This window comes from Rhodococcus (subgen. Prescottella) equi, assembly GCF_003013675.1.
In the GTDB taxonomy this organism is placed as follows: domain Bacteria; phylum Actinomycetota; class Actinomycetes; order Mycobacteriales; family Mycobacteriaceae; genus Prescottella; species Prescottella equi.
This window is the reverse complement of record NZ_CP027793.1, coordinates 4339279-4365590: the sequence shown is the minus strand read 5'-3', so window position 1 is coordinate 4365590 and position 26312 is coordinate 4339279. Positions and strand designations below refer to the sequence as shown.

Annotated in this window: 25 protein-coding genes; 14 read left to right on the top strand and 11 right to left on the bottom strand. The window is 69.5% G+C overall.

The features are described 5' to 3' along the window. The first annotated feature begins 6 nt into the window (after nucleotides 1-6). The gene (locus C7H75_RS20410; protein WP_106851746.1) at nucleotides 7-489 is read left to right on the top strand and encodes a DUF456 domain-containing protein; all 483 of its coding nucleotides are present in this window, start codon (nucleotides 7-9) and stop codon (nucleotides 487-489) included. Nucleotide 490: 1 nt separating this feature from the next. Here the strand turns inward: C7H75_RS20410 and C7H75_RS20405 are convergent, their stop codons facing one another. Continuing rightward, complete coding sequence (locus C7H75_RS20405) at nucleotides 491-1234, bottom strand: amidohydrolase family protein (protein ID WP_106851745.1); 744 nt, start codon at nucleotides 1232-1234, stop codon at nucleotides 491-493. A gap of 86 nt (nucleotides 1235-1320) precedes the next feature. Further along, nucleotides 1321-2685: an FAD-dependent oxidoreductase gene (locus C7H75_RS20400; RefSeq protein WP_005517822.1), complete on the bottom strand. Its 1365-nt coding sequence runs from the start codon at nucleotides 2683-2685 to the stop codon at nucleotides 1321-1323. A 310-nt stretch (nucleotides 2686-2995) separates the two neighbouring features. Between C7H75_RS20400 and C7H75_RS20395 the strand changes: the two genes are divergently transcribed. The 5 genes from C7H75_RS20395 to C7H75_RS20375 all read left to right on the top strand — a co-directional run bounded on the left by C7H75_RS20395 (nucleotide 2996) and on the right by C7H75_RS20375 (nucleotide 7754). Next, on the top strand, nucleotides 2996-3418 hold the full coding sequence (locus tag C7H75_RS20395) for an Rv0361 family membrane protein (RefSeq protein WP_005517838.1): 423 nt from the start codon (nucleotides 2996-2998) through the stop codon (nucleotides 3416-3418). 78 nt (nucleotides 3419-3496) lie between these two features. Then, a complete protein-coding gene (locus C7H75_RS20390; protein ID WP_005517842.1) occupies nucleotides 3497-3943 on the top strand; it encodes a rhodanese-like domain-containing protein in 447 nt (148 codons plus the stop codon). Then, on the top strand, nucleotides 3940-5163 hold the full coding sequence (locus C7H75_RS20385) for an O-succinylhomoserine sulfhydrylase (protein ID WP_022597748.1): 1224 nt from the start codon (nucleotides 3940-3942) through the stop codon (nucleotides 5161-5163). Before C7H75_RS20390 ends, C7H75_RS20385 begins: the two co-directional genes overlap by 4 nt. Before the next feature lie 22 nt (nucleotides 5164-5185). Continuing rightward, nucleotides 5186-6532: a bifunctional adenosylcobinamide kinase/adenosylcobinamide-phosphate guanylyltransferase gene (locus C7H75_RS20380; RefSeq protein WP_044991405.1), complete on the top strand. Its 1347-nt coding sequence runs from the start codon at nucleotides 5186-5188 to the stop codon at nucleotides 6530-6532. Nucleotides 6533-6614: 82 nt separating this feature from the next. After that, the gene (locus tag C7H75_RS20375) at nucleotides 6615-7754 is read left to right on the top strand and encodes a serine hydrolase domain-containing protein (RefSeq protein WP_022597745.1); all 1140 of its coding nucleotides are present in this window, start codon (nucleotides 6615-6617) and stop codon (nucleotides 7752-7754) included. Between the two features lie 10 nt (nucleotides 7755-7764). On the opposite strand, the gene C7H75_RS20370 is transcribed toward C7H75_RS20375, so the two are convergent. Then, on the bottom strand, nucleotides 7765-8580 hold the full coding sequence (locus tag C7H75_RS20370) for an HAD-IIA family hydrolase (RefSeq protein WP_005517846.1): 816 nt from the start codon (nucleotides 8578-8580) through the stop codon (nucleotides 7765-7767). After that, nucleotides 8577-9581 carry an alpha/beta hydrolase gene (locus tag C7H75_RS20365; protein WP_022597741.1) on the bottom strand — a complete coding sequence of 335 codons (1005 nt, stop codon included), beginning with the start codon at nucleotides 9579-9581 and terminating at the stop codon, nucleotides 8577-8579. The genes C7H75_RS20370 and C7H75_RS20365 overlap by 4 nt, the downstream gene beginning before the upstream one ends. Nucleotides 9582-9732: 151 nt before the next feature. Here C7H75_RS20365 and C7H75_RS20360 point away from each other — a divergent pair, with 151 nt between their 5' ends. The 4 genes from C7H75_RS20360 (at nucleotide 9733) to C7H75_RS20345 (ending at nucleotide 12681) form a co-directional block, all read left to right on the top strand. Beyond that, nucleotides 9733-10479, top strand: coding sequence for a hypothetical protein (locus C7H75_RS20360; protein WP_022597739.1), 747 nt, complete (start codon nucleotides 9733-9735; stop codon nucleotides 10477-10479). Further along, complete coding sequence (locus C7H75_RS20355) at nucleotides 10476-10949, top strand: RDD family protein (protein ID WP_022597737.1); 474 nt, start codon at nucleotides 10476-10478, stop codon at nucleotides 10947-10949. The genes C7H75_RS20360 and C7H75_RS20355 overlap by 4 nt, the downstream gene beginning before the upstream one ends. Before the next feature lie 77 nt (nucleotides 10950-11026). Further along, nucleotides 11027-12040 (top strand): glucose-6-phosphate dehydrogenase (coenzyme-F420), encoded by a 1014-nt coding sequence (gene fgd / locus C7H75_RS20350; protein WP_005517853.1) that lies wholly within the window; start codon nucleotides 11027-11029, stop codon nucleotides 12038-12040. Between the two features lie 38 nt (nucleotides 12041-12078). Further along, nucleotides 12079-12681 carry a suppressor of fused domain protein gene (locus tag C7H75_RS20345; RefSeq protein WP_022597732.1) on the top strand — a complete coding sequence of 201 codons (603 nt, stop codon included), beginning with the start codon at nucleotides 12079-12081 and terminating at the stop codon, nucleotides 12679-12681. Nucleotides 12682-12708: 27 nt separating this feature from the next. Here C7H75_RS20345 and C7H75_RS20340 read toward each other — a convergent pair whose 3' ends face one another. Beyond that, nucleotides 12709-13230 carry a nitroreductase/quinone reductase family protein gene (locus C7H75_RS20340; RefSeq protein WP_022597731.1) on the bottom strand — a complete coding sequence of 174 codons (522 nt, stop codon included), beginning with the start codon at nucleotides 13228-13230 and terminating at the stop codon, nucleotides 12709-12711. 39 nt (nucleotides 13231-13269) lie between these two features. Between C7H75_RS20340 and pta the strand changes: the two genes are divergently transcribed. From pta to ctaD, 3 genes are all read left to right on the top strand, one after another. After that, on the top strand, nucleotides 13270-15351 hold the full coding sequence (pta, locus tag C7H75_RS20335; protein ID WP_022597730.1) for a phosphate acetyltransferase: 2082 nt from the start codon (nucleotides 13270-13272) through the stop codon (nucleotides 15349-15351). Further along, nucleotides 15348-16538 carry an acetate/propionate family kinase gene (locus C7H75_RS20330; RefSeq protein ID WP_022597729.1) on the top strand — a complete coding sequence of 397 codons (1191 nt, stop codon included), beginning with the start codon at nucleotides 15348-15350 and terminating at the stop codon, nucleotides 16536-16538. Before pta ends, C7H75_RS20330 begins: the two co-directional genes overlap by 4 nt. A gap of 165 nt (nucleotides 16539-16703) precedes the next feature. Then, nucleotides 16704-18464 carry an aa3-type cytochrome oxidase subunit I gene (ctaD, locus tag C7H75_RS20325; RefSeq protein ID WP_022597728.1) on the top strand — a complete coding sequence of 587 codons (1761 nt, stop codon included), beginning with the start codon at nucleotides 16704-16706 and terminating at the stop codon, nucleotides 18462-18464. On the opposite strand, the gene C7H75_RS26355 is transcribed toward ctaD, so the two are convergent. The 4 genes from C7H75_RS26355 to C7H75_RS20305 form a co-directional block, all read right to left on the bottom strand. Beyond that, on the bottom strand, nucleotides 18445-18579 hold the full coding sequence (locus C7H75_RS26355; protein WP_255221266.1) for a hypothetical protein: 135 nt from the start codon (nucleotides 18577-18579) through the stop codon (nucleotides 18445-18447). The two genes, ctaD and C7H75_RS26355, sit on opposite strands and share 20 nt — an antisense overlap. Before the next feature lie 113 nt (nucleotides 18580-18692). Continuing rightward, the gene (locus C7H75_RS20315) at nucleotides 18693-20945 is read right to left on the bottom strand and encodes a serine/threonine-protein kinase (RefSeq protein WP_022597726.1); all 2253 of its coding nucleotides are present in this window, start codon (nucleotides 20943-20945) and stop codon (nucleotides 18693-18695) included. 19 nt (nucleotides 20946-20964) lie between these two features. Then, nucleotides 20965-21948, bottom strand: coding sequence for a glutamate ABC transporter substrate-binding protein (locus C7H75_RS20310; protein WP_022597725.1), 984 nt, complete (start codon nucleotides 21946-21948; stop codon nucleotides 20965-20967). Next, nucleotides 21945-23303: a GlnX family signal transduction membrane protein gene (locus tag C7H75_RS20305; protein ID WP_005517865.1), complete on the bottom strand. Its 1359-nt coding sequence runs from the start codon at nucleotides 23301-23303 to the stop codon at nucleotides 21945-21947. Before C7H75_RS20305 ends, C7H75_RS20310 begins: the two co-directional genes overlap by 4 nt. Before the next feature lie 165 nt (nucleotides 23304-23468). On the opposite strand from C7H75_RS20305, the gene C7H75_RS20300 reads away from it, so the two are divergent. Beyond that, nucleotides 23469-24308 carry an NUDIX hydrolase gene (locus C7H75_RS20300; protein ID WP_013417102.1) on the top strand — a complete coding sequence of 280 codons (840 nt, stop codon included), beginning with the start codon at nucleotides 23469-23471 and terminating at the stop codon, nucleotides 24306-24308. 9 nt (nucleotides 24309-24317) lie between these two features. Here C7H75_RS20300 and C7H75_RS20295 read toward each other — a convergent pair whose 3' ends face one another. Both C7H75_RS20295 and C7H75_RS20290 read right to left on the bottom strand, forming a co-directional pair. Continuing rightward, entirely contained in the window at nucleotides 24318-24728 is a 411-nt protein-coding gene (locus tag C7H75_RS20295; protein ID WP_081187150.1) for a pyridoxamine 5'-phosphate oxidase family protein, read from the bottom strand. A gap of 223 nt (nucleotides 24729-24951) precedes the next feature. Beyond that, entirely contained in the window at nucleotides 24952-26301 is a 1350-nt protein-coding gene (locus C7H75_RS20290) for an MFS transporter (protein ID WP_106851743.1), read from the bottom strand. Nucleotides 26302-26312: the final 11 nt, after the last annotated feature.

The window sequence follows — 26312 nt, the reverse complement described above, 5'->3', positions numbered from 1 at the left end:
GCCGGCGTGAGCACCGGGGTCCTGGTCCTGCTCGGGCTGGTGATGCTGGTGGGGCTGGTCGGCATCGTGGTGCCGATCCTGCCGGGCACGCTGCTGATCGCCGGAGCCCTGCTGATGTGGGCGATCCTCGACGCCTCCGCCGCCGGATGGGCCGTGTTCGCGGTCGCGATGTTGCTGCTCGTGGCGTCGGGTGTGGTGAAGTACGCGTGGCCGGGAAGGCGCATGCGCGACGCCGGTGTTCCGGGCCGGTCGGTGATCTTCGGCGGCCTGGTGGGGATCGTCGGGTTCTTCGTCGTCCCGGTCGTCGGGCTGCTGCTCGGTTTCCTGCTCGGAACCTACGTCGCCGAGGCAGCTCGGCACCGCACCCACCGCGACGCGTGGACCTCGACGGTGCACGCCACGAAGGCCGTGGGGCTGTCGATCCTCGTCGAGCTGTTCGGGGCGCTGCTCGCCGTCGGGCTGTGGCTGGGCGCGGTACTGGCGCTGTGAGTCAGGCCGGGCAGCGGTACCACTCGCGTGCGTTGCCGCCGAGCACCGCCTCGAGATCGTCCCCGACGGCGTCGGCGATGATGTCGATGTCGGCGGCCTCGAAGGCGCGGCGGGCGCGGGTGCCGGGCAGGTCGGTGCCGAACATCAGCGCCTTCGGGTTGACCGCGTGGATCTGCCGGAGGACGTCGCCGACGTCGTCGATCGAGGTCCGCCCGAAGCCGGTGGCCTTCACCTTGGCGCCGCGGTCGACGAGGTTGAGCAGGTACCGCAGCCCGCGTGTCGACATCCCCAGATGGTCGATGCTGACGGCCGGCAGCTTCGCGAACACCGGTTCGAGCGACAGCAGCAGCGTCGCGTCCACGTAGAACTCGGCGTGCCAGCCGGCCAGCTCGTACGCGCGCAGGGCCTGCGTCGTGAGGACCTGCACGTCGGTGGCACTGCGCCGGAGGTTGAACCGGATGCCGCGCACCCCGGCCCGGTCGAGTTCGAGGATGTCCTCGTCGGTGGCGTCGGGATCGAGATGGGTGACACCCACCCAGCCCTCGCCGAGTTCGCGCAGCGCCGCCAGCAACTGCGGGCCGCCGAGCGTGCCCTGGTACGACGCCGTCACCACCGCACCGCCGTCCACCCCGAACCCGGCCATCCGGGCGCGGTAGTCGTCGATCGTGAACGGATCGGGCAGGTACCCGTTGTTCTCCACCAGCGGGAACCGCGGGTCGATGATGTGCACGTGCGCGTCAAACACGTGTTCATCATGCCCCGCGAAAAGCTGAAGGGTCCCTTCGTACGCTGACAGCGCACGAAGGGACCCTTCAGCTGGGGAACGGAAAATCAGGCCTTGTGCGGCTCGCTGGCGCGGAGCATGTCCTCGCGCTCGACGACCTTGATGCGCTCGCGGCCCTCGGGCTCGCCGAGGGAACGCTCGTGGGCGTCGAGGCGGTACCAGCCCTGCCACGTGGTGTACGGGACACCCTTGCCTTCGAGGAACTCGATGATGGCGTCCTCGGCCGGCTCGGCTGCACCCGCGAAGTTCGGGGCGTCCTCGAGCAGGCACGCGATGGTCTCGTTGGCGTCGCCCTTGGTGTGGCCGATCAGGCCGACGGGGCCGCGCTTGATCCAGCCGGTGACGTAGGTGCCGTCCATGTGCTTGCCGTCGTCGCCGATGACGCGTCCGGCCTCGTTGGGCACCGTGCCGGCCTGGTCGTCGAACGGGATCGACGGGATGTTCTGCGACAGGTAGCCGACGGCGCGGTACACGGCCTGGACGTCCCAGTCGTTGAACTTGCCGGTGCCGCGGACGTTGCCGGTGCCGTCGAGTTCGGTGCGCTCGGTGCGCAGACCGACGACCTTGCCGTTCTCTCCGAGCACCTCGTGCGGGGACTCGAAGAAGTGCAGGAACAGCTTGTGCGGGCGGTCGCCCTGGTCGCGGATGGCCCAGTCCTGCAGCGTGTTGGCGACCATGTCGACCTGCTTGGAGCTGCGTCGAGCGATCTCGGAGCCCTCGTCGTAGTCGATGTCCTCGGGATCGACGATGACCTCGATCGTGGGGGAGTGGTCGAGTTCGCGCAGCTCCAGCGGCGTGAACTTGGCCTGTGCCGGGCCACGGCGGCCGAACACGTGGACCTCGACGGCCTTGTTGTTCTTGAGGCCCTCGTAGACGTTCGCGGGGATCTCGGTGGGGAGCAGTTCGTCGCCCGTCTTGGCGAGCACGCGGGCGATGTCGAGCGCGACGTTGCCGACACCGAGGACCGCGACCTTCTCGGCCTCGAGCGGCCAGGTGCGCGGGACGTCCGGGTGGCCGTCGTACCAGGACACGAAGTCCGCGGCGCCGTACGAGCCGTCCAGATCGATGCCCGGGATGTTCAGGGCGCGGTCGGCGTTGGCGCCGGTCGAGAAGATCACCGCGTCGTAGAAGCGGCGCAGGTCCTCGAGGGTGATGTCGGTGCCGTAGTCGATGTTGCCGAGCAGGCGGACCGCATCCTTGTCGAGCACCTTGTGGAGGGCGGTGATGATGCCCTTGATCCGCGGGTGGTCGGGTGCGACGCCGTATCGGATGAGCCCGAACGGGGCCGGCATCCGCTCGAACAGGTCGATGCTCACCTCGGTGTCGGACTTCATGAGCGCATCGGCGGCATAGATTCCGGCGGGGCCGGCACCGACGATGGCCACGCGCAGTGGACGAGTCTGGTCAGTCATCTGAGGCGAACTACCTTTTCGATTGGACGGACGTACGTGTGCTTGCGACACGAATGCGTGAGGCTCCAGCTTAAACTGAGCCCCGCCTTACTTGGGGTGTCGCGGAGCGGGGGCGGGTGTGAATTCCCGGGAGTTCACGGTGTCCCCGCCTTCATGCTAGAACCCGACGACTGCTCGCACCTCATGGTCGGGGGGTCGGCGCACCGCCGGTACTGCGCTGGAGGTTGAGGGGGCACAAACGAGATTTGTGCCCCGCGTTGTGTGGGACCCGGGTGCACGCCGCGGGTGCGGACACGCGAAACTTGCAGGTATGAGCGACGAGCACGCCCCTGTCGACGATCCCTCGCGGACCACGGCCAAGCCGTTCATCCTCGCGGTGTCAATAGTTGCGATCCTGATGATCGGAATTGTCGTCTCGGCGCTGCTGCGGCCCGCCGACGAGAGCCGGTCCGACGCCGACCGGCTCAACGCGTCGGCCACCGACTTCGTCCGCGCGAGCAACAACGACGACGCCGAGGCACTCGACCGCATGGTGTGCGACGGTTTCGCCGAGGACCGGTCACCGATCGCCGGGCGCGAGGGCGAGGTGGTCGTCGAGGCGCTCGACAACGCCGTCGTCGACGGCGACTCCGCGACCGCCGACGTCCGGATCTCCGCGAAGGACGACAAGGGCGCGACGACCTCCACATGGACGTTCGTGCTGGGCGACGACCGCTGGCTCGTCTGCGACTGACGCGCCCGACGGCCCGGTTCACGGGTTTCGCACGATCCGCGTGCTAGCCCCGATCGGACTCTGTGGAAAGCTGGAGCGGTGAGCTACGCAGGTGACATAACGCCGCAGCAAGCCTGGGAGCTGCTGCGCGAGCATCCGGAAGCCGTGCTCGTGGATGTGCGGACCGACGCGGAATGGCGATACGTCGGGGTCCCCGACACGTCGGCCATCGACCGCCGGACCGTGCTCATCGAATGGGTGAGCTACCCCACGGGTGCGCGCAACGAGTCCTTCGTCGACCAGCTCGTCGAGGCCGGGATCGTCGGCGGCGCCCAGGACGGAACTGTCGGCACCGCCGACGCGCGACCGGTGATCTTCCTGTGTCGCTCCGGCCAGCGGTCCATCGGTGCCGCCGAGGCCGCGACCGCCGCCGGGATCGGGCCGTCGTACAACGTGCTCGACGGCTTCGAGGGTGGACTCGGCCCGGACGGCCGCCGTGGCACTTCCGGGTGGCGGGCCGTCGGCCTGCCCTGGACGCAGTCGTGAGCGCGATCCCGCAGGGCGGCTCCTTCCGCAAGCAGCTTCCCGAGTCCGTCCGCCCGGCCACCCTCGGCGTCCGCGGCGGCACACTGCGCTCCGGTTTCGAGGAGACGTCCGAGGCGATCTACCTCAACTCGGGCTTCGTGTACGAGTCCGCGGAGGCCGCGGAGCAGGCGTTCACCGGCGAGGTCGACCACTTCGTCTACTCCCGCTACGGCAACCCCACGGTCAAGATGTTCGAGGAGCGGCTGCGGCTGCTCGACGGCGCCGAGGGCTGCTACGCAACCGCGTCGGGCATGTCCGCGGTGTTCACCGCGCTGGCCGCGCTGCTCGGCCAGGGTGACCGCCTCGTCGCGGCCCGCAGTCTCTTCGGTTCGTGCTTCGTGGTGTGCAACGAGATCCTCCCGCGGTGGGGCGTCGAGACTGTCTTCGTCGACGGTGAGGACCTCGACCAGTGGGAGCGGGCGCTGTCGGTGCCGACCACGGCCGTGTTCTTCGAGACGCCGTCCAACCCGATGCAGACCCTCGTCGACGTCCGCAAGGTGTCGGAGATGGCGCACGCTGCGGGCGCCAAGGTGGTCCTCGACAACGTCTTCGCGACGCCGATGCTGCAGCGCAGCATCGACCTGGGCGCCGACGTCGTCGTGTACTCGGGTACCAAGCACATCGACGGTCAGGGCCGCGTCCTCGGCGGCGCGATCCTGGGCCCGAAGGACTACATCGACGGCCCGGTGCAGCAGCTGATCCGGCACACCGGCCCGGCGCTGAGCCCGTTCAACGCGCACACCCTGCTCAAGGGCCTCGAGACGATGCCACTGCGCGTGGGTCACTCGGTGGACAGCGCACTGCGCATCGCACGGTTCCTGGAGTCCGACCCGGCGGTCCGCTGGGTGAAGTACCCGTTCCTCGAGTCGCACCCGCAGTACGAGCTGGCGACGTCGCAGATGAGCGGTGGTGGCACGGTCGTCACGTTCGAGCTCGATTCGGCCGACGGTGAGGGCAAGAAGCGTGCCTTCGAGCTGCTGAACAAGCTGCGCGTCATCGACATCTCGAACAACCTCGGCGACTCCAAGTCGCTCATCACCCATCCGGCCACCACCACGCACCGCGCGATGGGGCCGGAGGGGCGTGCCGCGATCGGCCTGTCCGACGGCGTCGTGCGCCTGTCGGTGGGCCTCGAGGATCCGGAGGATCTGCTGGAGGACCTGGCGCAGGCGCTGCGCTGACACGCACGGAAGGGGTTGGACCATCGAGGTCGTACTGCTGGGCACCGGCAGTGCCGACGGGTGGCCCAACCCCTTCTGCGTGTGCGCGTCGTGCCACGTCGCCGCCGAGCGCGGCGAGATCCGCGGGCAGACCGCGGGCCTGATCGACGACGCGATCCTGCTCGACTGCGGCCCGGACGTCCCCCGCGCCGCCGTGCGCGCCGGACGCTCGCTGGCCGACGTGCGACACCTCCTGCTCACGCACGCCCACCCCGATCACCTGAATCCGGCGGCGCTGCTGTTCCGCTCGTGGGTGCGCCGCGACCGCCCACTCGACGTGGTCGGCCCGGCCGATGCGCTCGACCTGTGCCGCGACTGGGTGGGGCCGGACGATCCGGTGCGGTTCGTCCCTGTCGTCCCCGGCGACCGAATCGTGCTGGACGGCTACACGATCCGGGTCCTCGCGGCCGCGCATCGGGTGTTCCGCGACGGGGACAGCGTGCTCTACGACATCACCGGTCCTCACGGCGACCGCGTGCTGTGGGCCACCGACACCGGGCCGCTGCCGGGGTCGACGCTGGAGGCGGTCCGGGATGCCCGCTTCGATGCGGTGTTCCTGGAGGAGACCTTCGGCACGCGCACCGATCTCGGTGCCGGGCACCACGATCTGACGACGTTCCCGCGCACCCTCGCCGCGTTGCGCGAGGCCGGTGCGGTCACGGATACCTCCGACGTCGTCGCGGTGCACCTGAGCCACTACAACCCGCCGACGCCCGAACTGTCGGATCGACTGGCGCCGTGGGGTGCTCGCGTCGTGGACGACGGAACGACCGTACCGGTCGGCGAACCCGTCGTGCGATCCGGGCATGCGTCGCGCACGCTGGTCCTCGGCGGGGCGCGTGCCGGCAAGTCGACGTACGCCGAGGCGCTGCTGGCCGCCGAACCCCGCGTCACCTACCTGGCGACCGGGGGTGTCCGGGAGGGCGACCGGGAGTGGGCGCAGCGGATCGCGCTGCACCGGGCCCGCCGGCCGCCGGGGTGGACAACGGTCGAGACCTCGGATGTCGTGCCGACGCTGCGAAACGCCCGGGAGCCGGTGCTGCTGGACTGCCTCGGCACCTGGCTGACCGCGCGCCTGGACTACCACGGTGTGTGGACCGGCGGCGACTGGACTGCCGTCGACGCCGACATCACGGACCTGCTGGGTGCGCTGCGCCGGGCGACGATGCCCGTCGTCGCGGTCAGCAACGAGGTGGGCAGCGGCGTGGTGCCGCCGACACCCGCGGGCCGACGATTCCGGGACCTGCTCGGGAAGGTCAACTCCGCGGTCGCGGCCGAGTCGGAGTCGGTGGTGCTGATGGTGGCGGGCGTGCCGACGTCGCTGCGCTGACGCCGAACCGGATGCGCGGGTCCGCCGCGCGCAATAGCCTGGCATCGGGGCCGCTCCGGGGGATGCCCGATTAGAGGTGTTCATGGCATCTGTTCAGGGTCAATGTGATTCGGCGTTCAGCGGTGTTCGCGAGGTATTCGAGGAGAGCTTCGCGGAGGGGCAGAACCTGGGCGCCGCAGTGGCCGTGTACGCCGACGGCCGGCCCGTTGTCGATCTGTGGGGCGGCGTCGCCGATCGGCGGACCGGGCGCAGGTGGTCGTGGGACACCCCGTGCGTGGTGTTCTCGTGCACCAAGGCGGTGACGTCGGCGGCGGCACTGCTGCTCGTCGAGCGCGGCTACGCGAGCCTCGACGACCCCGTCGCCGACTGGTGGCCGGAGTTCGCCCGCCACGGCAAGGGCGGCGCCACCCTCGAACACCTGTTGACCCATCAGGTGGGACTACCGGCCTTCGACGGGCCGGTGACGGTGGCGCAGGCCGCGGACCCCGTCGCGATGGCCGACCGATTGGCCGGGCAGCACCCGGAATGGGAGCCCGGCACCGACTTCGGTTACCACGCGCTCACGTTCGGGTGGCTGCTCGGCGAACTGGTCAGACGGCACACCGGTGCGACGGTGGGGCAGTTCGTGCAGGAGGAGTTCGGTTCGGATCTGTGGATCGGGGCCCCGGCGGGGACGATCGCGCGGGCCGCGCGGATCAGCGTCCCGAAGCGGGGCGAGCCGAAATCCGAGCTGACCGACATCGCCACCCAGACCAGGATCGGCGCGGCGTACGCGGAGCCCGGTTCGCTGATCTTCCGGGCCACCGCGAATCCGGCCGCGTCGTACAACGACCCGGTGCTGCTCGGCGGCGGTTGGCCGGCCGCCGGGATGGTGACCACGGCCCGCGCCCTCGCCCGCTTCTACCGGGATCTGGTGCACGGGGTGACGTTGAGTCACCGGACGCTGGACGACGCGATCCGGGTTCGGGTGCGCGGACGCGACCGGGTGCTGCTCACCGACAGTGCGTACGGGCTCGGGTTCATGCGCCCCGCCCAGAGTTTCGAACTTCCGGACGTGGCTTCCGATGCGTTCGGGCACCCGGGTGCGGGTGGCGCTGTCGGGTTGGGCGATCCCGGCAGCGGGCTCGCGTTCGCGTTCGTGCCGAACCTCAAACGCGACTACTTCGCGGGCGACCGCCGGGCGCACCGGCTGGTCGAGGCCGCGTATGCGGCGATCACGTGAGACGCCGGGGTCAGAACGGATTCGCGGTGCGTCCCACCAGGTCGGCAACCGAGTCGAGCACGAGTGTCGGGCGGTACGGGAACGTCTCGACGGTCTGCCGGGTGGAGATGCCGCTCAGTACCAGGATGGTCTGCAGACCGGCCTCGAGGCCCGAGACGACGTCGGTGTCCATCCGGTCGCCGATCATCAGCGTGTTCTCCGAGTGCGCCCCGATCGCTCGCAGTGCCGACCGCATCATGAGCGGATTCGGCTTGCCCACGTAGTACGGTTCGCGTCCCGTCGCGCGGGTGATCAGCGCCGCGACCGAACCTGTTGCGGGGAGGGAACCCTCGCGGGACGGGCCGGTGGCGTCGGGGTTGGTGGCGATGAACCGCGCGCCTCGCTCGACGAGCCGGATCGCGGTCGTGATCGCCTCGAACGAGTAGGTGCGGGTCTCGCCGAGCACGACGTAGTCGGGGTCGTTGTCGGTGAGCACGTAACCGATCTCGTGCAGCGCGGTCGTGAGCCCCGATTCGCCCACCACGTAGGCACTTCCGCCGGGACGCTGATTCTTCAGGAAGGTCGCCGTCGCCAGGGCCGACGTCCAGATCGACTTCTCGGGGATATCGAGTCCGCTGCGCAGCAGGCGCGCCCGCAGATCGCGGGGGGTGCGGATCGAGTTGTTGGTCAGCACGATGAACGGCGTGCCGGCCTCCTGCAGCTCGGTGAGGAAGGCGTCGGCGCCGGGAATGATGTGCTCTTCGTGGACGAGAACTCCGTCCATGTCCATGAGGTACGTCCAGCCGGGGTTCCGCTCGTCGGTGCTCACGGATCCAGTATCCGTCATGCCCCGATCGCCGGACCGAGCACTGCCCACGAGTCCCGCATCTCGGCCTCGAACACGCCCCACGTGTGGCTACCGACGTCCCGGTAGACGACCGTCGCGGGGATCCCGAGCGAGCGCAGCCGGGCGTCCATCACCGCGGTGCAGCGCATCGTGATCGACTCCAGCAGGCCGCCGACGAGGCCCTGCGGAATCGCGATCAGTGGGTCGAGGCGATCGATCGCACCGGGCATCCCGGATGCGGCGGACAGGAACAACACCTTGCCGCGCAATCGTTCTGCCTGCACCACCGGGTCGTGCTCGATCCATTGCGGTCCGCCGCCCGGCCCCCACATGTTGTTGACGTTGCCGCCGCCACGCACCTCGACCATCGAGCGGACCATCGCCTGCCCGTTGAAGTCGCTGGTACCCGCGCACCCGCTGTACGAGCCGACGGCGCGGTAGACGTCGGGTGCCTGGATCGCGAGGTCCAGCACCGGACCGGCCGCCATGGACACTCCGCCGAGCGCGTTGACGCCGGTGGTCCCGAACTGGCGGTCGATCACCGGCGGCAACTCCCTGGTGAGGAACGTCTGCCACTTGTTGCGCCCCAGCACGGGGTCGTCGGCGTCCCAGTCGGTGTACATCGAGTACTTGCCACCCACCGGCAGCACCACGTTGACGTGTTTGTCCGCGAAGAAGTTCGTGACGTCGGTGTTGTTGTACCAGGACACGCCGTCCTCGCCGCCCGTGATTCCGGTGAGCAGGTAGAACGTGGGTGCGGGACCGCCCCCGGTGGGATGGATGACGTCGCTGGTGACCACCCGGTCCATCGAGGGTGAGTACACCGATATCCGGGTCACCCGATCGCTCACCTGGACCGTCCCGGCCACGTACGCGACGTTCGACGGCGCGGCCCGCGCGGTGAGCGTCGCGCCGAGCAGCGAGGCCACCAGCACCCCGACGAGAGTGAGTGAGTGCAGGATTCGGTGCTGGGCACCGTCCCTCGCCCCAGAGCTTCGCATCGCGCACCTCCGGCCGAAAGGCCTGAATTGCTTTCTGGCTGAATGAAGCTCACGACAGCATATCCGTGGACGCCGTGTCGGCGCGGGGCTTCCGGGCCCCGGCGGGACCGAGGGGGTGCATTTTGCGCCCGTTCGGTCTTGGATGTTCGATATGGACGGCAACCGAACCCCCGATCCGGCCCGCGTCGTGGCCGGATCCGTCGCATTCCTCGGCGACGCGCTGCGCTACGCGGCGGGCACCACGCTCGATCTCGCTCGCCGAGTGCCCGGGGTGGACGCCGGTCTGGCCCTCCTCGAGTCGCGGGGCGCCGAAACCCTCCGGGCGGCGGACGCCGTCGTCGACCGCGTGCTGCGGGAGGTGGTGCGCCGGGTGGTCGCCGCGGCGCTCACCGAAGTGGACATCACCGCGGTGGTCCGCGAGCACGTCGACCTCGATGCGATCGCGGAGGGCATCGATATCGAGCGGATCGTCGACCGCGTGGACATCGAGCGGATCGTCGACCGCGTGGACGTCGACGCGATCGCCGCCCGCGTGGACATCGCGCCGATCCTCGACCGCGTCGATGTCGACGCCGTGGCCGCGCGCGTGGACATCGAGCGGATCGTCGACCGCGTGGACGTGAACGCTATCGCCGCCAAGGTGGACGTGGACCGGATCGCCGCCTCGGTCGACGTCGACGCCGTGATCGGGCGGGTCGACCTGGTCGGGCTGTCCAACGAGGTCATCGAGGGCGTCGACCTGCCGCGGATCATCCGGGAATCGACCAGCACGATGTCGACCGAGGCGGTGCGGGGCGCCCGTTCGCAGGGAATGGCGGCCGACGACGCCGTCGCCGGCTTCGTCGGCCGCCTGTTCGGTCGTGAGGAACGTGAGGGTCGTGCAGGTGACGAGGCATGACCGAACTCCGTCGCCCTGATCCGGAGCACCGGCCGGCGGGCATCGTCACGCGTGGCCTGGCCGCGCTGATCGACATCGGGGTGGTGCTGTTCCTGATGGGCGTCATCTACATGGGGCTGATCTTCACGCGATTGTTGTTCTCACCGCAGGAGTTTCGGTTCCCGCAGGCGCAGTTCCTGCTGTCGGCGACCACGTTCGTGGCGCTGTCCGTGCTGTATCTCACGGTGTGCTGGTCCACCAGTGGCCGCACCGTGGGGGCGGTCGCCATGGGGCTGCGCCTGGTCAGCCGCAACGGACAGCTCGTCCGCTTCCCGCGGTGTGCGGCCCGCGCCGTGCTGTGCGTGCTGTTCGGCTTCGGGCTGTTCTGGGTGGCCGTGGACCGGAGGAGACGCTCGCTGCAGGACATCGCGTTGCGGACGTCGGTGGTCTACGACTGGAAGCCGGATCCGCATCTCGTCGAGCATCACTGACACCGGAGTCTGCGCCCCGGCAGTGACGCGGGGCATACTCGAAGCCACAGCGAATCGGGCAGACGATCGGAGAACCGGTGGTACAGGGATTGAAGTTGGGGTTGAAGGCGTCCGCGGAGCAGTTCGGGCCGCGCGATCTGGTCGAGCTCGGCGTGATGGCCGAGGAACACGGCCTCGACAGCGTCACCGTCAGCGACCACTTCCAGCCCTGGCGGCACAACGGTGGTCATGCCCCGTTCTCGATCGCGTGGATGACGGCGGTCGGCGAGCGCACCCAGCGGCTGCAGCTCGGTACCTCGGTGATGACCCCGACGTTCCGCTACAACCCGGCAGTGGTGGCGCAGGCGTTCGCGACGATGGGCTGCCTGTACCCGGGGCGCGTCATGCTCGGTGTGGGTACGGGTGAGGCGCTCAACGAGATCGCCACCGGTTTCAAGGGCGAGTGGCCGGAGTTCAAGGAGCGGTTCGCACGGCTGCGCGAGTCGGTGCAGCTGATGCGCGATCTGTGGACCGGCGACCGCGTCGATTTCGAGGGCGAGTACTACAGCACCAAGGGCGCGTCGATCTACGACGTGCCGGAGGGCGGCATTCCGGTCTACATCGCGGCCGGCGGCCCCGTGGTCGCGCGGTACGCGGGCCGCGCGGGCGAGGGCTTCATCTGCACGTCCGGCAAGGGCATGGACCTGTACACCGAGAAGCTGATCCCTGCGGTGAAGGAGGGCGCCGAGAAGGCGGCCCGCAACTTCGCGGACATCGACCGGATGATCGAGATCAAGATCTCGTACGACACCGATCCGGCGGCGGCACTGGAGAACACCCGATTCTGGGCACCGCTGTCGCTGACCGCGGAGCAGAAGCACAGCATCGACGACCCGATCGAGATGGAGGCCGCCGCCGACGCGCTGCCGATCGAGCAGGTCGCCAAGCGGTGGATCGTCTCGTCGGATCCAGACGAGGCCGTCGAGATGATCAAGCCGTACCTCGATGCGGGCCTCAACCACCTGGTCTTCCACGCGCCGGGCCACGACCAGAAGCGCTTCCTCGACCTGTTCGAGCGGGATCTCGCGCCGCGTCTGCGCGCGCTGGCCTGACGCCGGTTCCGCCGGGAGCGGCCTCTAGGCTCGTTCCCATGGAAGCGAGTGAAGAAGTCCGGGCGGCGGCACACCGAATCGGTGAGGTCTTCGGTGTGTCGCCGCAGGTGTTGCGGTTCCGGGCACCCGTCGATCCGGACGGCGACGGCGAGGAGCCGGCGGAGGTGTCGATCGCGGTCGGCGACGGCTGCCCCGGCCCGGGCTACGCGTCGTACGCGACGCTCGACATGGTGCGCTTCCCGACCAACGTCACCACCGACGACGGCCGTCCGATCCGCACCGAACTGATCACCGTCGGCCGCGCCGACTACCGGCTGCTGTCCGACGTGCTGGCGCAGTGCGCGTTCCAAGTGGCGTCCGGATCGCTGCACGTCACCCCGAACACCATCGTTCCCAACGCCGTTCACGCGGCGGATCCCGGTCGGTCCACCCGGCACGTGCTGCTCGTCGTGCCGTTCATCTGGGCCACGCTCGAGATCCTCGTCGACCGCGAGGAGGACGTGACCACGTGGCTGCAGGCCGTGCCGATCACCGACGCCGAGCTGCAGTTCGCCTCGAAGTACAGCACCGACGAACTGTTCGAGCGACTCGAAGCCGCGGGCGCGGACGTCTCCGACATCGACCGTCCGTCGGTGGTCTGACCTCACACAGCCACACAGCGGCGCTGCTCAGCGGCGCGTGAGTACGAACATCCGGAGGTCGCGATCGGTGCGGCCCCGGTAGACGGCGTAGGCGCCGGCCAGTTCGACGAACCGCCGGTACAGCCGGTCCTTCTCGGCGCCGGTCACCGGCGTGGCCAGGACGGGGATCTCGCGTCCGGCCATGGTCACACTGGCCTCGGGCTGCGCGAGCAGGTTCGACGTCCACGCCGGGTGGTGCTGCTGCCCGAAATTGCTGCCGACGACGACCAGTCGGTCGGTGTCGCGGACGTAGAGCAGCGGGCTGGTGCGGCGTTGCCCGGACTTGCGGCCGACGGTGTTGAGCAGCACGGTGGGCGCCCCGATCGGCCCGAGGACGGTGAAGCGGCCCTTGCTGCGCGTGAGCAGCCGCCGGTCCACCCCGGCGAGGGAGCGGATGGTCCACGACCCCAGCCGGGTCGCGGCGAAGGCCGTCGCGGGCCGGCGCAGGAAGCTGGTGTCCGAGCCCCACCGGACGTCCGGGAAGGCCGAATCACTGACCGAGTCGTTCATGGACGCCGATTATGCGCGATCCTCACTAGGCTGTCGCTCATGGCTGTTTCGGGCACGGTGTCGAGCGTCTACATCGCCTCCCCGGAGGGAGACACGGGCAAGTCGACGGTGGCGCTGGGGGTGTTGCAGATGCTGTGCGCGTCGACGGCGCGGGTGGGAGTGTTCCGTCCCATCGCGCGCGCCGCCGACCAGACGGACCACATCCTGGAACTTCTGATCGAGCACACGACGGCCGATCTGAGCTACGAACAGTGCCTCGGCGTGACGTACGAGCAGGTGCACGCCGATCCGGACGGCGCCCTGAGCGACATCGTCTCGCGCTACCACGAGGTGGCCGCCGAGTGCGACGCGGTGGTGGTCGTCGGCAGCGACTACACCGACGTCGCGAGCCCCAGCGAACTCGGCTACAACGCGCGCATCGCCGCGAACCTCGAGGCCCCGGTACTGCTGACCCTGCGCGGCCTGCACCGCAGCCCCGACGAGGTGCGGCAGCTGGCGCAGATGTGTGCGGTGGAACTGGCGTCGCAGCACGCGCACCTCGTGGCGATCGTCGCGAACCGGTGCGCGCCGGAGCTGCTCGACGAGTACGCCACGGCCCTCGAGCCACTGGGGGTACCGGCGTGGAGCCTGCCGGAGATCCCGCTGCTGGTGGCGCCGACGATGGCCGAACTGCTGGACGCCGTCGACGGCGAGCTGTACAGCGGTGACACGGCGCTGCTGCAGCGGGAGGCGCTGAAGGTGATGGTGGGCGGCATGACCGCCGAGCACATCCTCGAGCGGCTCGTCGAGGGCGCCGTCGTGATCGTGCCCGGTGACCGGTCCGACGTTCTGCTCTCGATGATGAACGCGCATGATGCCGAAGGATTTCCGTCTCTCGCCGGGATCATCATGAACGGCGGGATCGCCCCGCACCCGGCCATCGCGAAACTCATGGCGGGGCTCAAGCCGCGGCTGCCGATCCTGAGCACGGAGATGGGGACCTTCGACACCGCACACACCGCGGCGCAGACACGCGGCAGGGTCGCCGTGGGCTCGCTGCGCAAGGTGGACACCGCGCTGAGCCTGGTGGAGCGCCGGGTGGACGCCCCGACGCTGATCGAGCGCCTGCGCCTGCAGATCCCGTCGGTCACGACACCGCAGATGTTCGAGTACCAGCTGATCGACCGCGCCCGCGCGGACCGCAAGCACATCGTGTTGCCGGAAGGATCGGACGACCGCATCCTGCGGGCCGCCGGCCGTCTGCTCCGCCGCCAGGTGGTGGACCTGACGATTCTCGGTGACGAGGCCAAGGTCCGCGGCCGAGCCGCCGAACTCGGGGTCGATCTCTCGACGGCGGAGGTGCTCGACCCCGCCCGATCCGACCACGTGACGGACTTCGCCGCCGAGTACGCGGAGCTGCGGGCGCACAAGGGCATGACCGTCGACCGGGCCCGAGAGATCATGACCGACATCTCGTACTTCGGAACCATGATGGTGCACAGGGGTATTGCCGACGGCATGGTGTCCGGTGCGGCGCACACCACGGCGCACACCATCCGTCCGGCGCTCGAGATCATCAAGACCCAGCCGGGAGTGTCGACGGTGTCGAGCATCTTCCTCATGTGCCTGTCGGACCGGGTCCTCGCCTACGGCGACTGCGCCGTCGTGCCCGATCCGACGGCGGAGCAGCTCGCGGACATCGCGATCTCGTCGGCTGCGACGGCCGCCCGCTTCGGGATCGACCCCCGCGTGGCGATGCTGTCGTACTCGACGGGGGACTCCGGATCGGGAGTCGACGTCGACAAGGTGCGCACCGCGACCGCACTCGTTCGCGAGCGGCGCCCGGACCTGCTGGTGGAGGGTCCCATTCAGTACGACGCGGCGGTGGAGCCGTCGGTGGCCGACGCGAAACTGCCGGGCTCGGAGGTGGCCGGCCGGGCCACGGTGTTCGTGTTCCCGGATCTCAACACCGGCAACAACACTTACAAGGCCGTGCAGCGCAGCGCCGGTGCGGTGGCGGTGGGACCGGTGCTGCAGGGACTGAACAAGCCGGTGAACGATCTGTCGCGCGGCGCGTTGGTCCAGGACATCGTCAACACCGTCGCGATCACCGCGATCCAGGCGCAGGAGGAACTGTCGTGACCGAACCCGTTGTGCTGGTGATCAACTCGGGTTCTTCGTCGATCAAGTTCCAGCTGGTGCACCCGGTCGCGGGCGAATCGGTCGGCACCGGCCTGGTGGAACGGATCGGTGAGTCCGCCGGCCGCATCGTGTACCGCTACCCGGGTGGGGAGATCGACCGCGAACTGCGCATCGCCGACCACACGGCCGGCCTGCACGCGGCCGAGGACGTGATCGCCGAGACCGGGCCGCCGCTGCGCGAGCGCGGCATCGTGGCCGTCGGGCACCGCGTCGTCCACGGGGGTGCGGTGTTCCACGAACCGACGATCGTCGACGACGGCGTCCTGCGTGAACTGCGCCGACTGTCGACGCTGGCGCCACTGCACAACCCGCCGAACGTCGTGGGCATCGAGGTGGCGATGGCTCAACTGCCCGACGTCCCGCACGTCGCGGTGTTCGACACGGCGTTTTTCCACACACTGCCCGAGGCCGCGGCGACCTACGCGATCGACACGGAAGTGGCGCGCGCGAATCGGGTGCGCCGCTACGGGTTCCACGGAACCTCGCACGAGTACGTGAGCGGCCGGACCGCCGCGTTCCTCGGCCGCGACCTCGCGGACCTGAACCAGATCGTCCTGCATCTGGGCAACGGGGCGTCGGCGTCGGCCATCCGTGGCGGCCGGGCGATCGACACCTCGATGGGCATGACACCGCTCGAGGGCCTGGTGATGGGAACCCGCAGCGGCGACCTCGATCCGGGAATCCTGCTGTACCTCAACCGGAATGCGGGCATGACGGTGGACGAGATCGACGACCTGCTCAACCGGCACTCCGGGTTGAAGGGACTCTGCGGTGAAAACGACTTCCGGTCGGTGCTGAAGATGGTCGCGGACGGCAGCCCGGACGCGAAGCTCGCATACGACGTGTACGTGCACCGGCTGCGCCGGTACATCGGCGCGTATCTCGTCGAACTCGGTGGCGTCGACGTCATCACGTTCACCGGTGGGGTCGGGGAGAACAACGTCGACGTCCGGCGCGATGCCCTTGCGGGACTGGGCCGTCTGGGTATTGTGGTCGACGACACTCGCAACGAGTCGCCGCAGCGAGGCGAGCGACGGATCAGCGCGGAGGACTCCGCGGTCGAGGTGCTCGTCATCCCCACCGACGAGGAACTCGCGATCGCGCGCAAAGCGGTGGCACTCGCGTGAGGGTGAGCGGGCCAGGTGCCCGAGCCCCAGGTGCCCGAGCCCGCGGACGGCGAGCACATCGCGGCCCGGTCCGCGCCGAGGTCGGGAGAATTGGTGTCCGTCGGCGGGAACTGTCGGGACCTTAGGCCCTCGTGACGGAACCCTCGGACGTCCGACCATGTCAGCATGGTTGCCAACCCCGAGATCGAACTGTCTCCACCCCGAACGCTGACGGCGTCGCGACCGGCCCCTGCCCGCACCGGGTCGAAAGGTTCGTTCATCTACAAGATGATCACGACCACCGACCCCAAGGTGCTCGGGATCATGTACCTGGTCACGGCGTTCGCGTTCTTCCTCATCGGTGGCCTGATGGCGCTGCTGATGCGTACCGAGCTCGCGGTGCCGGGGATGCAGTTCCTCTCGAACGAGCAGTTCAACCAGCTGTTCACGATGCACGGCACGATCATGCTGCTGCTGTACGCGACCCCGGTCGTGTTCGGTTTCGCGAACTATATCGTCCCGCTGCAGATCGGTGCGCCGGACGTGAGCTTCCCGCGACTGAACGCGCTGAGCTACTGGTTCTACCTGTTCGGCGGACTGATCGCGACGGCCGGCTTCATCACCCCCGGCGGTGCCGCGGACTTCGGCTGGACGGCGTACGTGCCGCTGTCGAACGGTGTGCACAGCCCGGGTGTCGGCGCGGACCTGTGGATCATCGGCCTGGCGCTCGGCGGCGTCGGCACGATCCTCGGTGCGGTCAACTTCATCACCACCATCGTGTGCCTGCGCGCCCCCGGAATGACCATGTTCCGGATGCCGATCTTCGTGTGGAACATCTTCATCACGTCACTGCTGATCCTGCTGGTGTTCCCGCTGCTGGCCGCCGCGCTGATCGGCCTGTGGGTGGACCGGAATCTGGGTGCGCACCTGTTCGACCCGGCGACGGGCGGAGTGATGTTGTGGCAGCACCTGTTCTGGTTCTTCGGTCACCCCGAGGTGTACGTCATCGCGCTGCCGTTCTTCGGCATCGTCTCGGAGATCTTCCCGGTCTTCGCGCGTAAGCCCATCTTCGGCTACAGCGGCCTGGTGTACGCCACGATGGGTATCGCGGCCCTGTCGATCGCGGTGTGGGCTCACCACATGTACGCCACCGGCGCCGTGCTGCTGCCGTTCTTCTCCTTCATGACGTTCCTGATCGCGGTCCCGACCGGTGTGAAGTTCTTCAACTGGATCGGCACGATGTGGAAGGGCCAGTTGACGTTCGAGTCGCCGATGCTGTTCTCCGTCGGCTTCCTCGTGACCTTCCTCTTCGGCGGCCTCTCCGGTGTGCTGCTCGCGAGCCCGCCGCTCGACTTCCACGTCACCGACACGTATTTCGTGGTTGCGCACTTCCACTACGTGCTCTTCGGCACCATCGTGTTCGCCACCTACGCGGGTATCTACTTCTGGTTCCCGAAGATGACCGGCCGCATGATGGACGAGCGTCTCGCGAAAATTCACTTCTGGACCACGCTGATCGGTTTCCACACCACCTTCCTGGTCCAGCACTGGCTGGGCGCGTCGGGCATGCCGCGTCGCTACGCGGACTACCTGCCCACCGACGGCTTCACCACGCTGAACACGATCTCCACGGTCGGCTCGTTCATCCTCGGTGCGTCGACGCTGCCGTTCCTGTGGAACGTCTTCAAGAGCTACCGTTACGGGCCTGTCGTCGAGGTCGACGATCCGTGGGGTTACGGCAATTCGCTCGAGTGGGCCACCAGTTGCCCGCCGCCGCGGCACAACTTCACCGAGCTGCCCCGGATCCGTTCGGAGCGTCCGGCGTTCGAGCTGCACTACCCGCACATGGTAGAGCGCATGCGCGACGAGGCGCACGTCGGACTCGGCCACGGCAAGGACAAGGGCGGAAAGCCCACAGCCGCGGAACTCACCGAGACGAGGGCCTGACGATGGACGACGGCAACAGGTCCCGGAACTGGATGCTCGACTCGGCGCCCGAGATCCGGCCCGAGCCGCGCCGGCTGTTGGCGCCGCTGCTCACCGTGGCGGTCGCGCTGGCCACCCCGCTCGTGGTGTCGGTCCCTGTCGCCGTCGTCCTGATCCTCGCTGCACTGGCCTGGCTGGGCTCGCGGATCCAGGAGGGCCGCAACCACACCCGTTCGACCCCGGGGGCACTCAGAACAGGCTCTGCGGGCGCACCGCGTTCGCCAGGTCGACGAGCGTATAGCGGTGAGTGGGTGTAGGGGCGCTCCGCGCCATCGCTCGTAGGGAGGCTTCGGTACCCGCACGCAGGCCGCGCTCGGTGAACGGCACACCGAGCAGCGGCTCGTGTGCGGTTGTGGGGGTGTTCCCCGACAGGATCCACTCGAGCGCGGTACCGAGCACCACGGTGCGCATCTGCGGGCCGCGGATCTCGGTGCGGGGCAGAGCCTCGACCCGACGGGCCGACTCGCGGAGCGTCGCCTCGTCGATCGCGCCGATGGGCCGGACCGACAGGTACGTCAGAACCGCGGTCATGCGGGCGGCGCCGTAGTTGCGTGAACCGGGCGGAACCTGGTCGAGGGCGGTGACGGCCGCGTTCACGTCACCGTCCGCAGCCAACCGGCGGGCCAGCCCGAACGCGGCGGTGACGACGTTGCGGTCGATCCGCCACACCGTGCGGTAGTACTCGCGGGACGGTAGCCGCCAGCGGTCGGTGCCGCTCTCGCTGTGGTGTTCGAGCAGCAGTTCCGCGGTGGCGGCGAGCGCCAGTTTGGGGGAGACCTCGCCCGGCATCGCCGAATAGACCGCATCGAAAGACGCGTACGCGGTGGTCAACTCGTCGGACAGCAGCGCGGCGATGCCGCGGTACCAGTCGATCCGCCACTCGAAGGGATACGCCGGCGCCAACGCTCGCAGCAGTTGCCGCGCCTTGCCCGCGTCACCGAGATCCAGGTGTGCGCGGATCTCTGCGAGCTTCAACTCCAGCGAATCGGGTACGCCCCGCTCCGGGCTGTCCCGCGCGCGGTCGAGGACGTCGAGCATGAGCTGGGGATCGCTGTGCGCCGTCGCGTTGACCAGGGCGGCGCCCGGATCGTCGGTGTCGACGAGCGGGACGGCGAGCGACTGGGCGACGTTGCGCGGGTTGAGCTTCCGTTCCCGCTCGACGCCGTCGGCGAACACGTCGGTCTGTTCCACGAATTCGTCGGCACCGAACGTTGCGCGCTGGCGCCCGAACACGGTGGACAGGTACGGGTGTTCACGTTCGGAATCCCGCGAGACGATCTCGTGCAGCACCCCGGTGAGCTGAGCCGCCAGTTCGGACGCGGACCGGAAGCGGCGATCCGGATCGGGCTCGATGGCGCGCAACAACAGTCGCCGGTACGACTCGTTCTCGGCGAGCAGCGGCGCCTGTTCGGGGGTGGGGAGGCCGTCGACGTAGCGGCCGTCCTCCGACGGGAGATCGAGCGTGAGGGCAGCGAGGGTACGACCTACGGTGTAGATGTCGGACGCGACCGTGGGGCCGGTCTCGGTGATCTCGGGGGCCTGGAAACCGGGTGTGCCGTAAAGGTATCCGTAGCTCTCGAGTGGGGCGACGGCGCCGAGGTCGATGAGCTTGACCTGCTCGTCGGTGACCATGACGTTGTCCGGCTTGAGGTCGTTGTACGCCAAGCCGAGTGAGTGGAGGTATTCGAGCGCCGGAAGGATCTCGAGAATGTAGGCGATCGCCTGTTCGAGGGGCAGGCGGTCCGGCCGGCACGTCTTCAGGATGTCGCGCAGCGAATTGCCGCCGACGTACTCCATGACGAGATATCCGGCCGGTGGATGCCCCTCCTTGTGGTACTCGACGAAGTTGTAGATCTTGACGATGCTGGGGTGCTGCACCTCGGCGAGAATCTGGCGTTCGGCGGCCGCGACGGCCTGCGCCTCGGCGTCGCCCAGCTGCAACAGTCCTTTCAGCACCACCCAGCGGTTGTCGACGTTGCGGTCGATCGCCAGGTAGATCCAGCCCAGGCCGCCGTGCGCGATGCAGCCCTGGACCTCGTACTGCCCGGCGACGAGCTGGCCGGGGGAGAGCAGGGGCGAGAACTCGTACCGGGCGCCGCAGTGCGGGCAGATGCCGGACGGGGATCCCGGTCCCGCCTCGGTGGTCCGGCCCACCGGCCTGCTGCATCTCCAGCAGAACCTCTTGCGCTCGGGCACATGCGGATCGGTGAGGACGGCGTCCTGCGGATCGCGTTCGGGAACCGGCGGGACCTCGACCAGCCCGTCGGCCAGGCGACGCCGCGACAGCGTGCGGGTGCGTTGCGTCCGTGCCCGCCGGCCCGTCGTGGGGATGCTCTCGCGGGTCGGCATCGGTTCGTCGTCGGGCGGCGGCGCTGCGCGAGTCTGGGCGATCTCACCCGAATCGTCGGTATTGCCTTCTCCGGCAATCTCTCCCGGCATCATCCTCCGTCCTTCTGCCACGTCAGTCCCGGTAGGTGGCCGGGGGCGGGCCCGGAGGCGGACCCAGTCCGGAGAGCCATCTGTCGTAGATCTTCTCCCACGTGCCGTCCCGGCGGATCCTTTCCAGCGTGCCGTTCACGAACCGGACCAGGTCCTCGTTGCCTTGCGCCACCCCGATGCCGTAGCGCTCGTCGCCCATGTTCGGGCCGACGATGCGCGAGTGGGGATCCTGGGTGGCCAGGCCCAGCAGCAACGTGTCGTCGGTGCTGATGGCGTCGACCTGGTTCTGCTGCAGCATCACCAGGCAGTCGGACCACATGGGCACGGTCACCACCGCGGCGTCCGGTTGCTGGCGTTCGACCCGCTCGAGCGACGTCGTGCCCTCGCCGACGCAGACGCGGCGCCCCGCCAGATCCGAGACGTCCCGGACCGGTGATCCGGCCATCACCAGGATGCGTTGGTGGGCGTCGTAGTACACCGTCGAGAAGTCGATCCGCTGCCGTCGTTCGCACGTGATCGCCATCGTCTTGGCGACGATGTCGACGCGGCCGTCCTCGAGGGCCTGCTCGCGCTCGGCGTAGTTGAGAACGCGGAACTCCACCTTGTCCGGGCTGCCGAGCAGATCGCGGGCGATCTCCCGCGCGATGTCGACGTCGAATCCCTCGATCTCGTCGGTCGTCGGGTTGCGGAAACTGAGGAGATTGCTGCCGGTGTCGAGGCCGACGACCAATCGGCCGCGCTGTCGGATCGCGTCGAGCGAGGCGCTGTCGGGGATCTGCCCGGCCGGGAAGGGACGCAGGCTCGCGGTGGGATCGCCGCACTGGACGGGCGGGGGCAGGGCGGTGGACGCGACGGCGGTGGCGCCCTGCGGCAGCGGGGCCAGGCTGTAGGTCTCGGTCGGCGGCACCGTGTACGGCTCCGGCGGGGAGGAACATCCGGCGGCCAACGTCGCCGTGATTCCGATCGCCGCGACGACCGTCCGGGTGGTGGCCGTCGTGGGGGTCACTGGTACTCCCTCAGCCTGGGCCACAGACCCACCGGGATGCCCACCACCGCCAGGGCGGTGAGGATCGCGGCGCCCGGCCCCAGCGCGGACAGCACCCGGGACGACGTCGCCACGTCCTCCCGCAGTTCCTCCCGCGCGGTGTCCGCCCCCGAAGCCAGCGCGGCGTCGACGGCGTCGAACTGCGCCGCCGACGACTCCGGATCGGACCCGATGGTCGTCATCGCGGCCGCCGTCCAGTCGCCGGTCGAGAGCGCGTCGAGCATCGTCCGATGGGACGTGGTCCAGTTGTCCATCGCCTGCGACGCCCGGTCGACGTCGTCCCGGCCCACGGTGCCCGTGTAGCTGCCCAGCAGTTGCTGCAGTTCCGCGGTGTCGTCCTCGTACAGCCGCGCGTGTTCCTCCTTCTCCTCGCGGCGCACCAACTGCAGAATCTCCTGCGTGCGCGCCTGCTGGGCGAGGATGCGGGCGGTCGCGAACGTCGACAGCGGCTCCGAGCCGTCCCGGATCGCGCGGTGCGCGCTGGTCGCGGAGATGATGCCGGCGATCAGCATCCACACCAGCAGGGCCACCATCGCCGCCGTCGTGAACAGCAGGCCGGGATTGAGCGTGCGCCTGGTCCGTCTCGACAGCACGACCTGCGTGGCGCCCAGCCCCACGATGAGCGCGACGAGCAGACCGATCGCGAGCCACGGCGGGCGGCCGAACCCGGACTGGGGGGCGAGAGCCGCCGCGGAGCGCTCGGTGTGCAGCGCCTGCGCGGCCGGGAGGATGTCCGTCTGCATCAACGCCGACGCCTCGGCGAGGTAGGCGGTGCCGACCGGATTGCCGACCCGATTGTTCGTGCGCGCGGTCTCCACGAGTCCCGTGTACACCGGTAGCTTCGTCGCGATCTCGGTGAGCAGCCGTCGGCTCGGGTCGTCGCCCGGCAGCCCGTCCGATGTCGCGACCATCTCGGCCGACGCGGTGCCGATCGCCTGCGCGTACCGGTCGCGGGCCTCGCTGGGTTCGACACCGCCGGACAGGAACGCGGTGGCTGCGGCGGCGTCGGCCACCGACAGCGACGCGTACAGATTCTGCGACGACCGGGCCAGCGGCTCGGTCGTCGACAGCAGGGTGTCGATGCTCTGCTTGCGGCCGCCCGCGGCCATCGACGCGATCAACCCGACCGCCAGCGTGCCGAGCAGCAGCGCCACCCCGATCGCGAGGAGCCGCGCGGGCGTGGAACGCAGCAGGTCGTGCCCGGTCATCTGGCGCGGGCGAGTGCCGGCGCCGTTGGTCGCCAGGCCGCTCCAGATCCTGCGAGCGGTGGTGGTGGGCGTCGCCTCGCCTTCGTTTGCCGTCGTCGTTTCCGGCATTGCCACGGGCTGGTACCTCGGTTCGCCGTCCGGTGTGGTTCGCCGTTCCGCAGTTTCGAGCATATAAGCAGCACCGCGGGGATGTTCCGCCGTTTTCGGATGCCGCGGGGAATACTGTGGGGACAGGTGAGCGGCTCGGCGGACAGGGCAGGTGAGAGGTACTCCATGCGCGGTGACGGAGACGGCTGGGCGACGACGCCCGACGGGGTGCGGCATTGGGGCCGGCACGGCGCGGCGGGTCTGCTCCTGCGCGCCCCGCTCGAGGACGGTTCACCGGCGGTCCTGCTGCAGCACCGCGCCGCGTGGAGCCACCAGGGCGGGACGTGGGCGCTTCCGGGCGGTGCCCGCGACAGCCACGAGACGACGATCCACGCGGCGGTCCGCGAGGCACAGGAGGAGACCGGGATCGACACCGGCGCGGTCCGCGTCCGGACCGAACGGGTCACCGCCAACGTCGACGGCGGCTGGACCTACACGACGGTGGTCGCCGACGCCGAGAAGACCCTGGCCCTCGTGCCCAACGGGGAGAGCACAGAGCTGCGCTGGGTGCCGGAGGCGGACGTCGAGCACATGCCGCTGCACCCGGGATTCGCGGCCGCGTGGCCGAGTCTGCGCACCAACGAGATCCGCGTCCTCCTCGACACCGCCAACGTCCTGGGGTCACGACCGACCGGGTGGTGGCGGGACCGTGCGGGCGCGACCGGTGAACTGCTGGACCGGATCGCCCAGGTACTCCCGCGCACCGTCGAACTGCCCGGCGGCGGATTCGGCTGGCTGCCGCGGATCGAGGCGGTGCTCGAAGGTCAGGCCCGCGCCGTCGACCACGCCGATGTCCGGGTGCCGGTGCATGCCGCCACCGGCAGCGGCGACGACGAGTTGGCCCGGCTGGCGTCCGACGGCGACACACTCACCGCGGTGGTGACGGCCGACCGCGGGCTGCGCGGCCGACTGCCGACGTCGGTGCTGGCGCTGTCGCCGTCGACCGTGCTGGGCTGGCTGGACTGACCGCCCGGGTCAGCCTCGGTCGAGGACGAATCGCCGCCCGTGGCTCTCGGTCGGCCGGATCTCCACGAAATTGAACTTCTCGGTTGGTACCCAGGACTGCAGGTCCAGGTCCTCGGCGGCGTTGATCTCGTCGAACCGGACGAGGGTGCGCGCGATGCCGCGGATCACGACGCTCCACCCGGACGTCGCGTCGGCGTGGTCCACCTGGAACGTCGTCATCGGCCGGAGGGTGAGTTCGGTGAGCTTGTCGCCCTCGGCGGACCGGAAGTAGATCTTGCCGTCGTGGACCACGTAGTTGACGGGGTAGACGTCCGGTCGGTCGCCGGAGACCACGATCAGTCGTCCGAGGCGCTCGGTGGCCAGCAGATCCAGGCATTCCTGTTCGGTCAGTGTCGTGACAGGTGCGGTCCGGTCCGGCATGTCTCCTCCGATCCTCGGTGAGTGTCACCTCCGACTCTGCTCCTTGCCGGACGCTCGTGCCAGACGCCGGTGGTGTGACGTGCGCTGCACGGCCGTTCACCTCTGCCCGCCCCGCCCACCCCCGCGCACCCCGCCTCCCACCCCCCCGCGTTTTGCGCACTTATCGCGTTCGGGTGGCCCCGATCTTCGCGATAAGTGCGCAAAACGCGGGGGAGAACGAAAGCTAGTGCGCCGTAACGGCGGGAGCGGTGGTCGGCCGCTCGGCGGCGCGGGGTGACATGCCGAGAGCGGTGACCGCGCCGACGGCGGCGAGAGCCGCGACCGCCCACCACGCCGCGGTGAATCCGGACGAGGCCAGGAGGGCGACGAGAATTGCGATGCCGAGGACGCTTCCGAGTTGGCGAGCCGTGTTGACCACAGCGCTGCCGGTCGCGCCGAGAGCGGGCGGCAGGGTCGCGGCGGCCGTCGCGAGGATGGTCGGCAGCGCCAGCCCGACGCCCGCGCCCCCGACGATCCACCCCGGCAGCATCCCCGCCGCGTAGTTGGGGGTCGCGTCGACGCCGGCGAGCACGAGGACGATCCCCGCGCCCCACAGCGCGCTGCCGAGCGCGGCCACGGTCCCGGACGGAATCCGACGGCTCAGCAGCTGTCCGATCACCGCGAACAGCGGGACCAGCATCGGTCCGGGCGCGACGGCCAGACCGGTGCGCAGGGCCGAGTAGCCCCACTGGTTCTGCATCCACAGGATGTTCGCGAGCAGTCCCGCGGCGAACGACGCGCTGAACGCGATCGCGGTGACGTTGGACCATGCGAACGGGCGCACGCGCAGCAGCGCGGGATCGAGCAGTGGGCTGTCGTGGCGCATCGTGCGTCGGGCGAACCATACGAGGGCGAGGACGCCGAGGATCGCGGCGGCGAGCGTGGCGGCGTGGGTCCAACCCCATTCTGGGCCCTGCACCAGCGCGAGCGAGACCGCGCCGACGCCGAAGGCGAGCAGGACCGCGCCCGCGCCGTCGACGGGTGCGGGATGCGGATCTCTCGACTCGGGGACGGTACGCGCAGCCGTCCACAGCAGGATCACGCCGATCGGAACGTTGATCAGGAAGATCCATCGCCACGACGCGGCCACCAGCAGGCCGCCCAGCACCGGTCCCAGCGCGGCCGCGGCGGCTCCGGTCGCGGCCCACAGGCGGACACCGAGCGCGCGGCGTGCCTCGGGCAGCGCCGCGATGACGAGTCCGAGACTGGCCGGCGTCAGGATCGCGGCACCTGCGGCCTGGACGAGGCGGAACGCGACCAGCGTCCACAGCGACGGTGCGAGGGCGCACGCCGCGCTCGCGACGGTGAACAGCGCGAGGCCGACGAGGAAGGCGCGACGTCGTCCCACCCGGTCGGCCCAACGTCCGGCCGGAATCAACAGGGCCGCATAGACGATCGCGTAGCCGCTCAGTACCCAGCTCAGGTGGGAGAGCGGCGTTCCCGAGTAGTCGGCGGCGATGTCGTCGAGGGCGACGTTGACGACGAAGAGGTCGAGGTTGGCGACGAACGGAGCTCCGGCGAGGACGGCCAGCACCGCCCGAACTT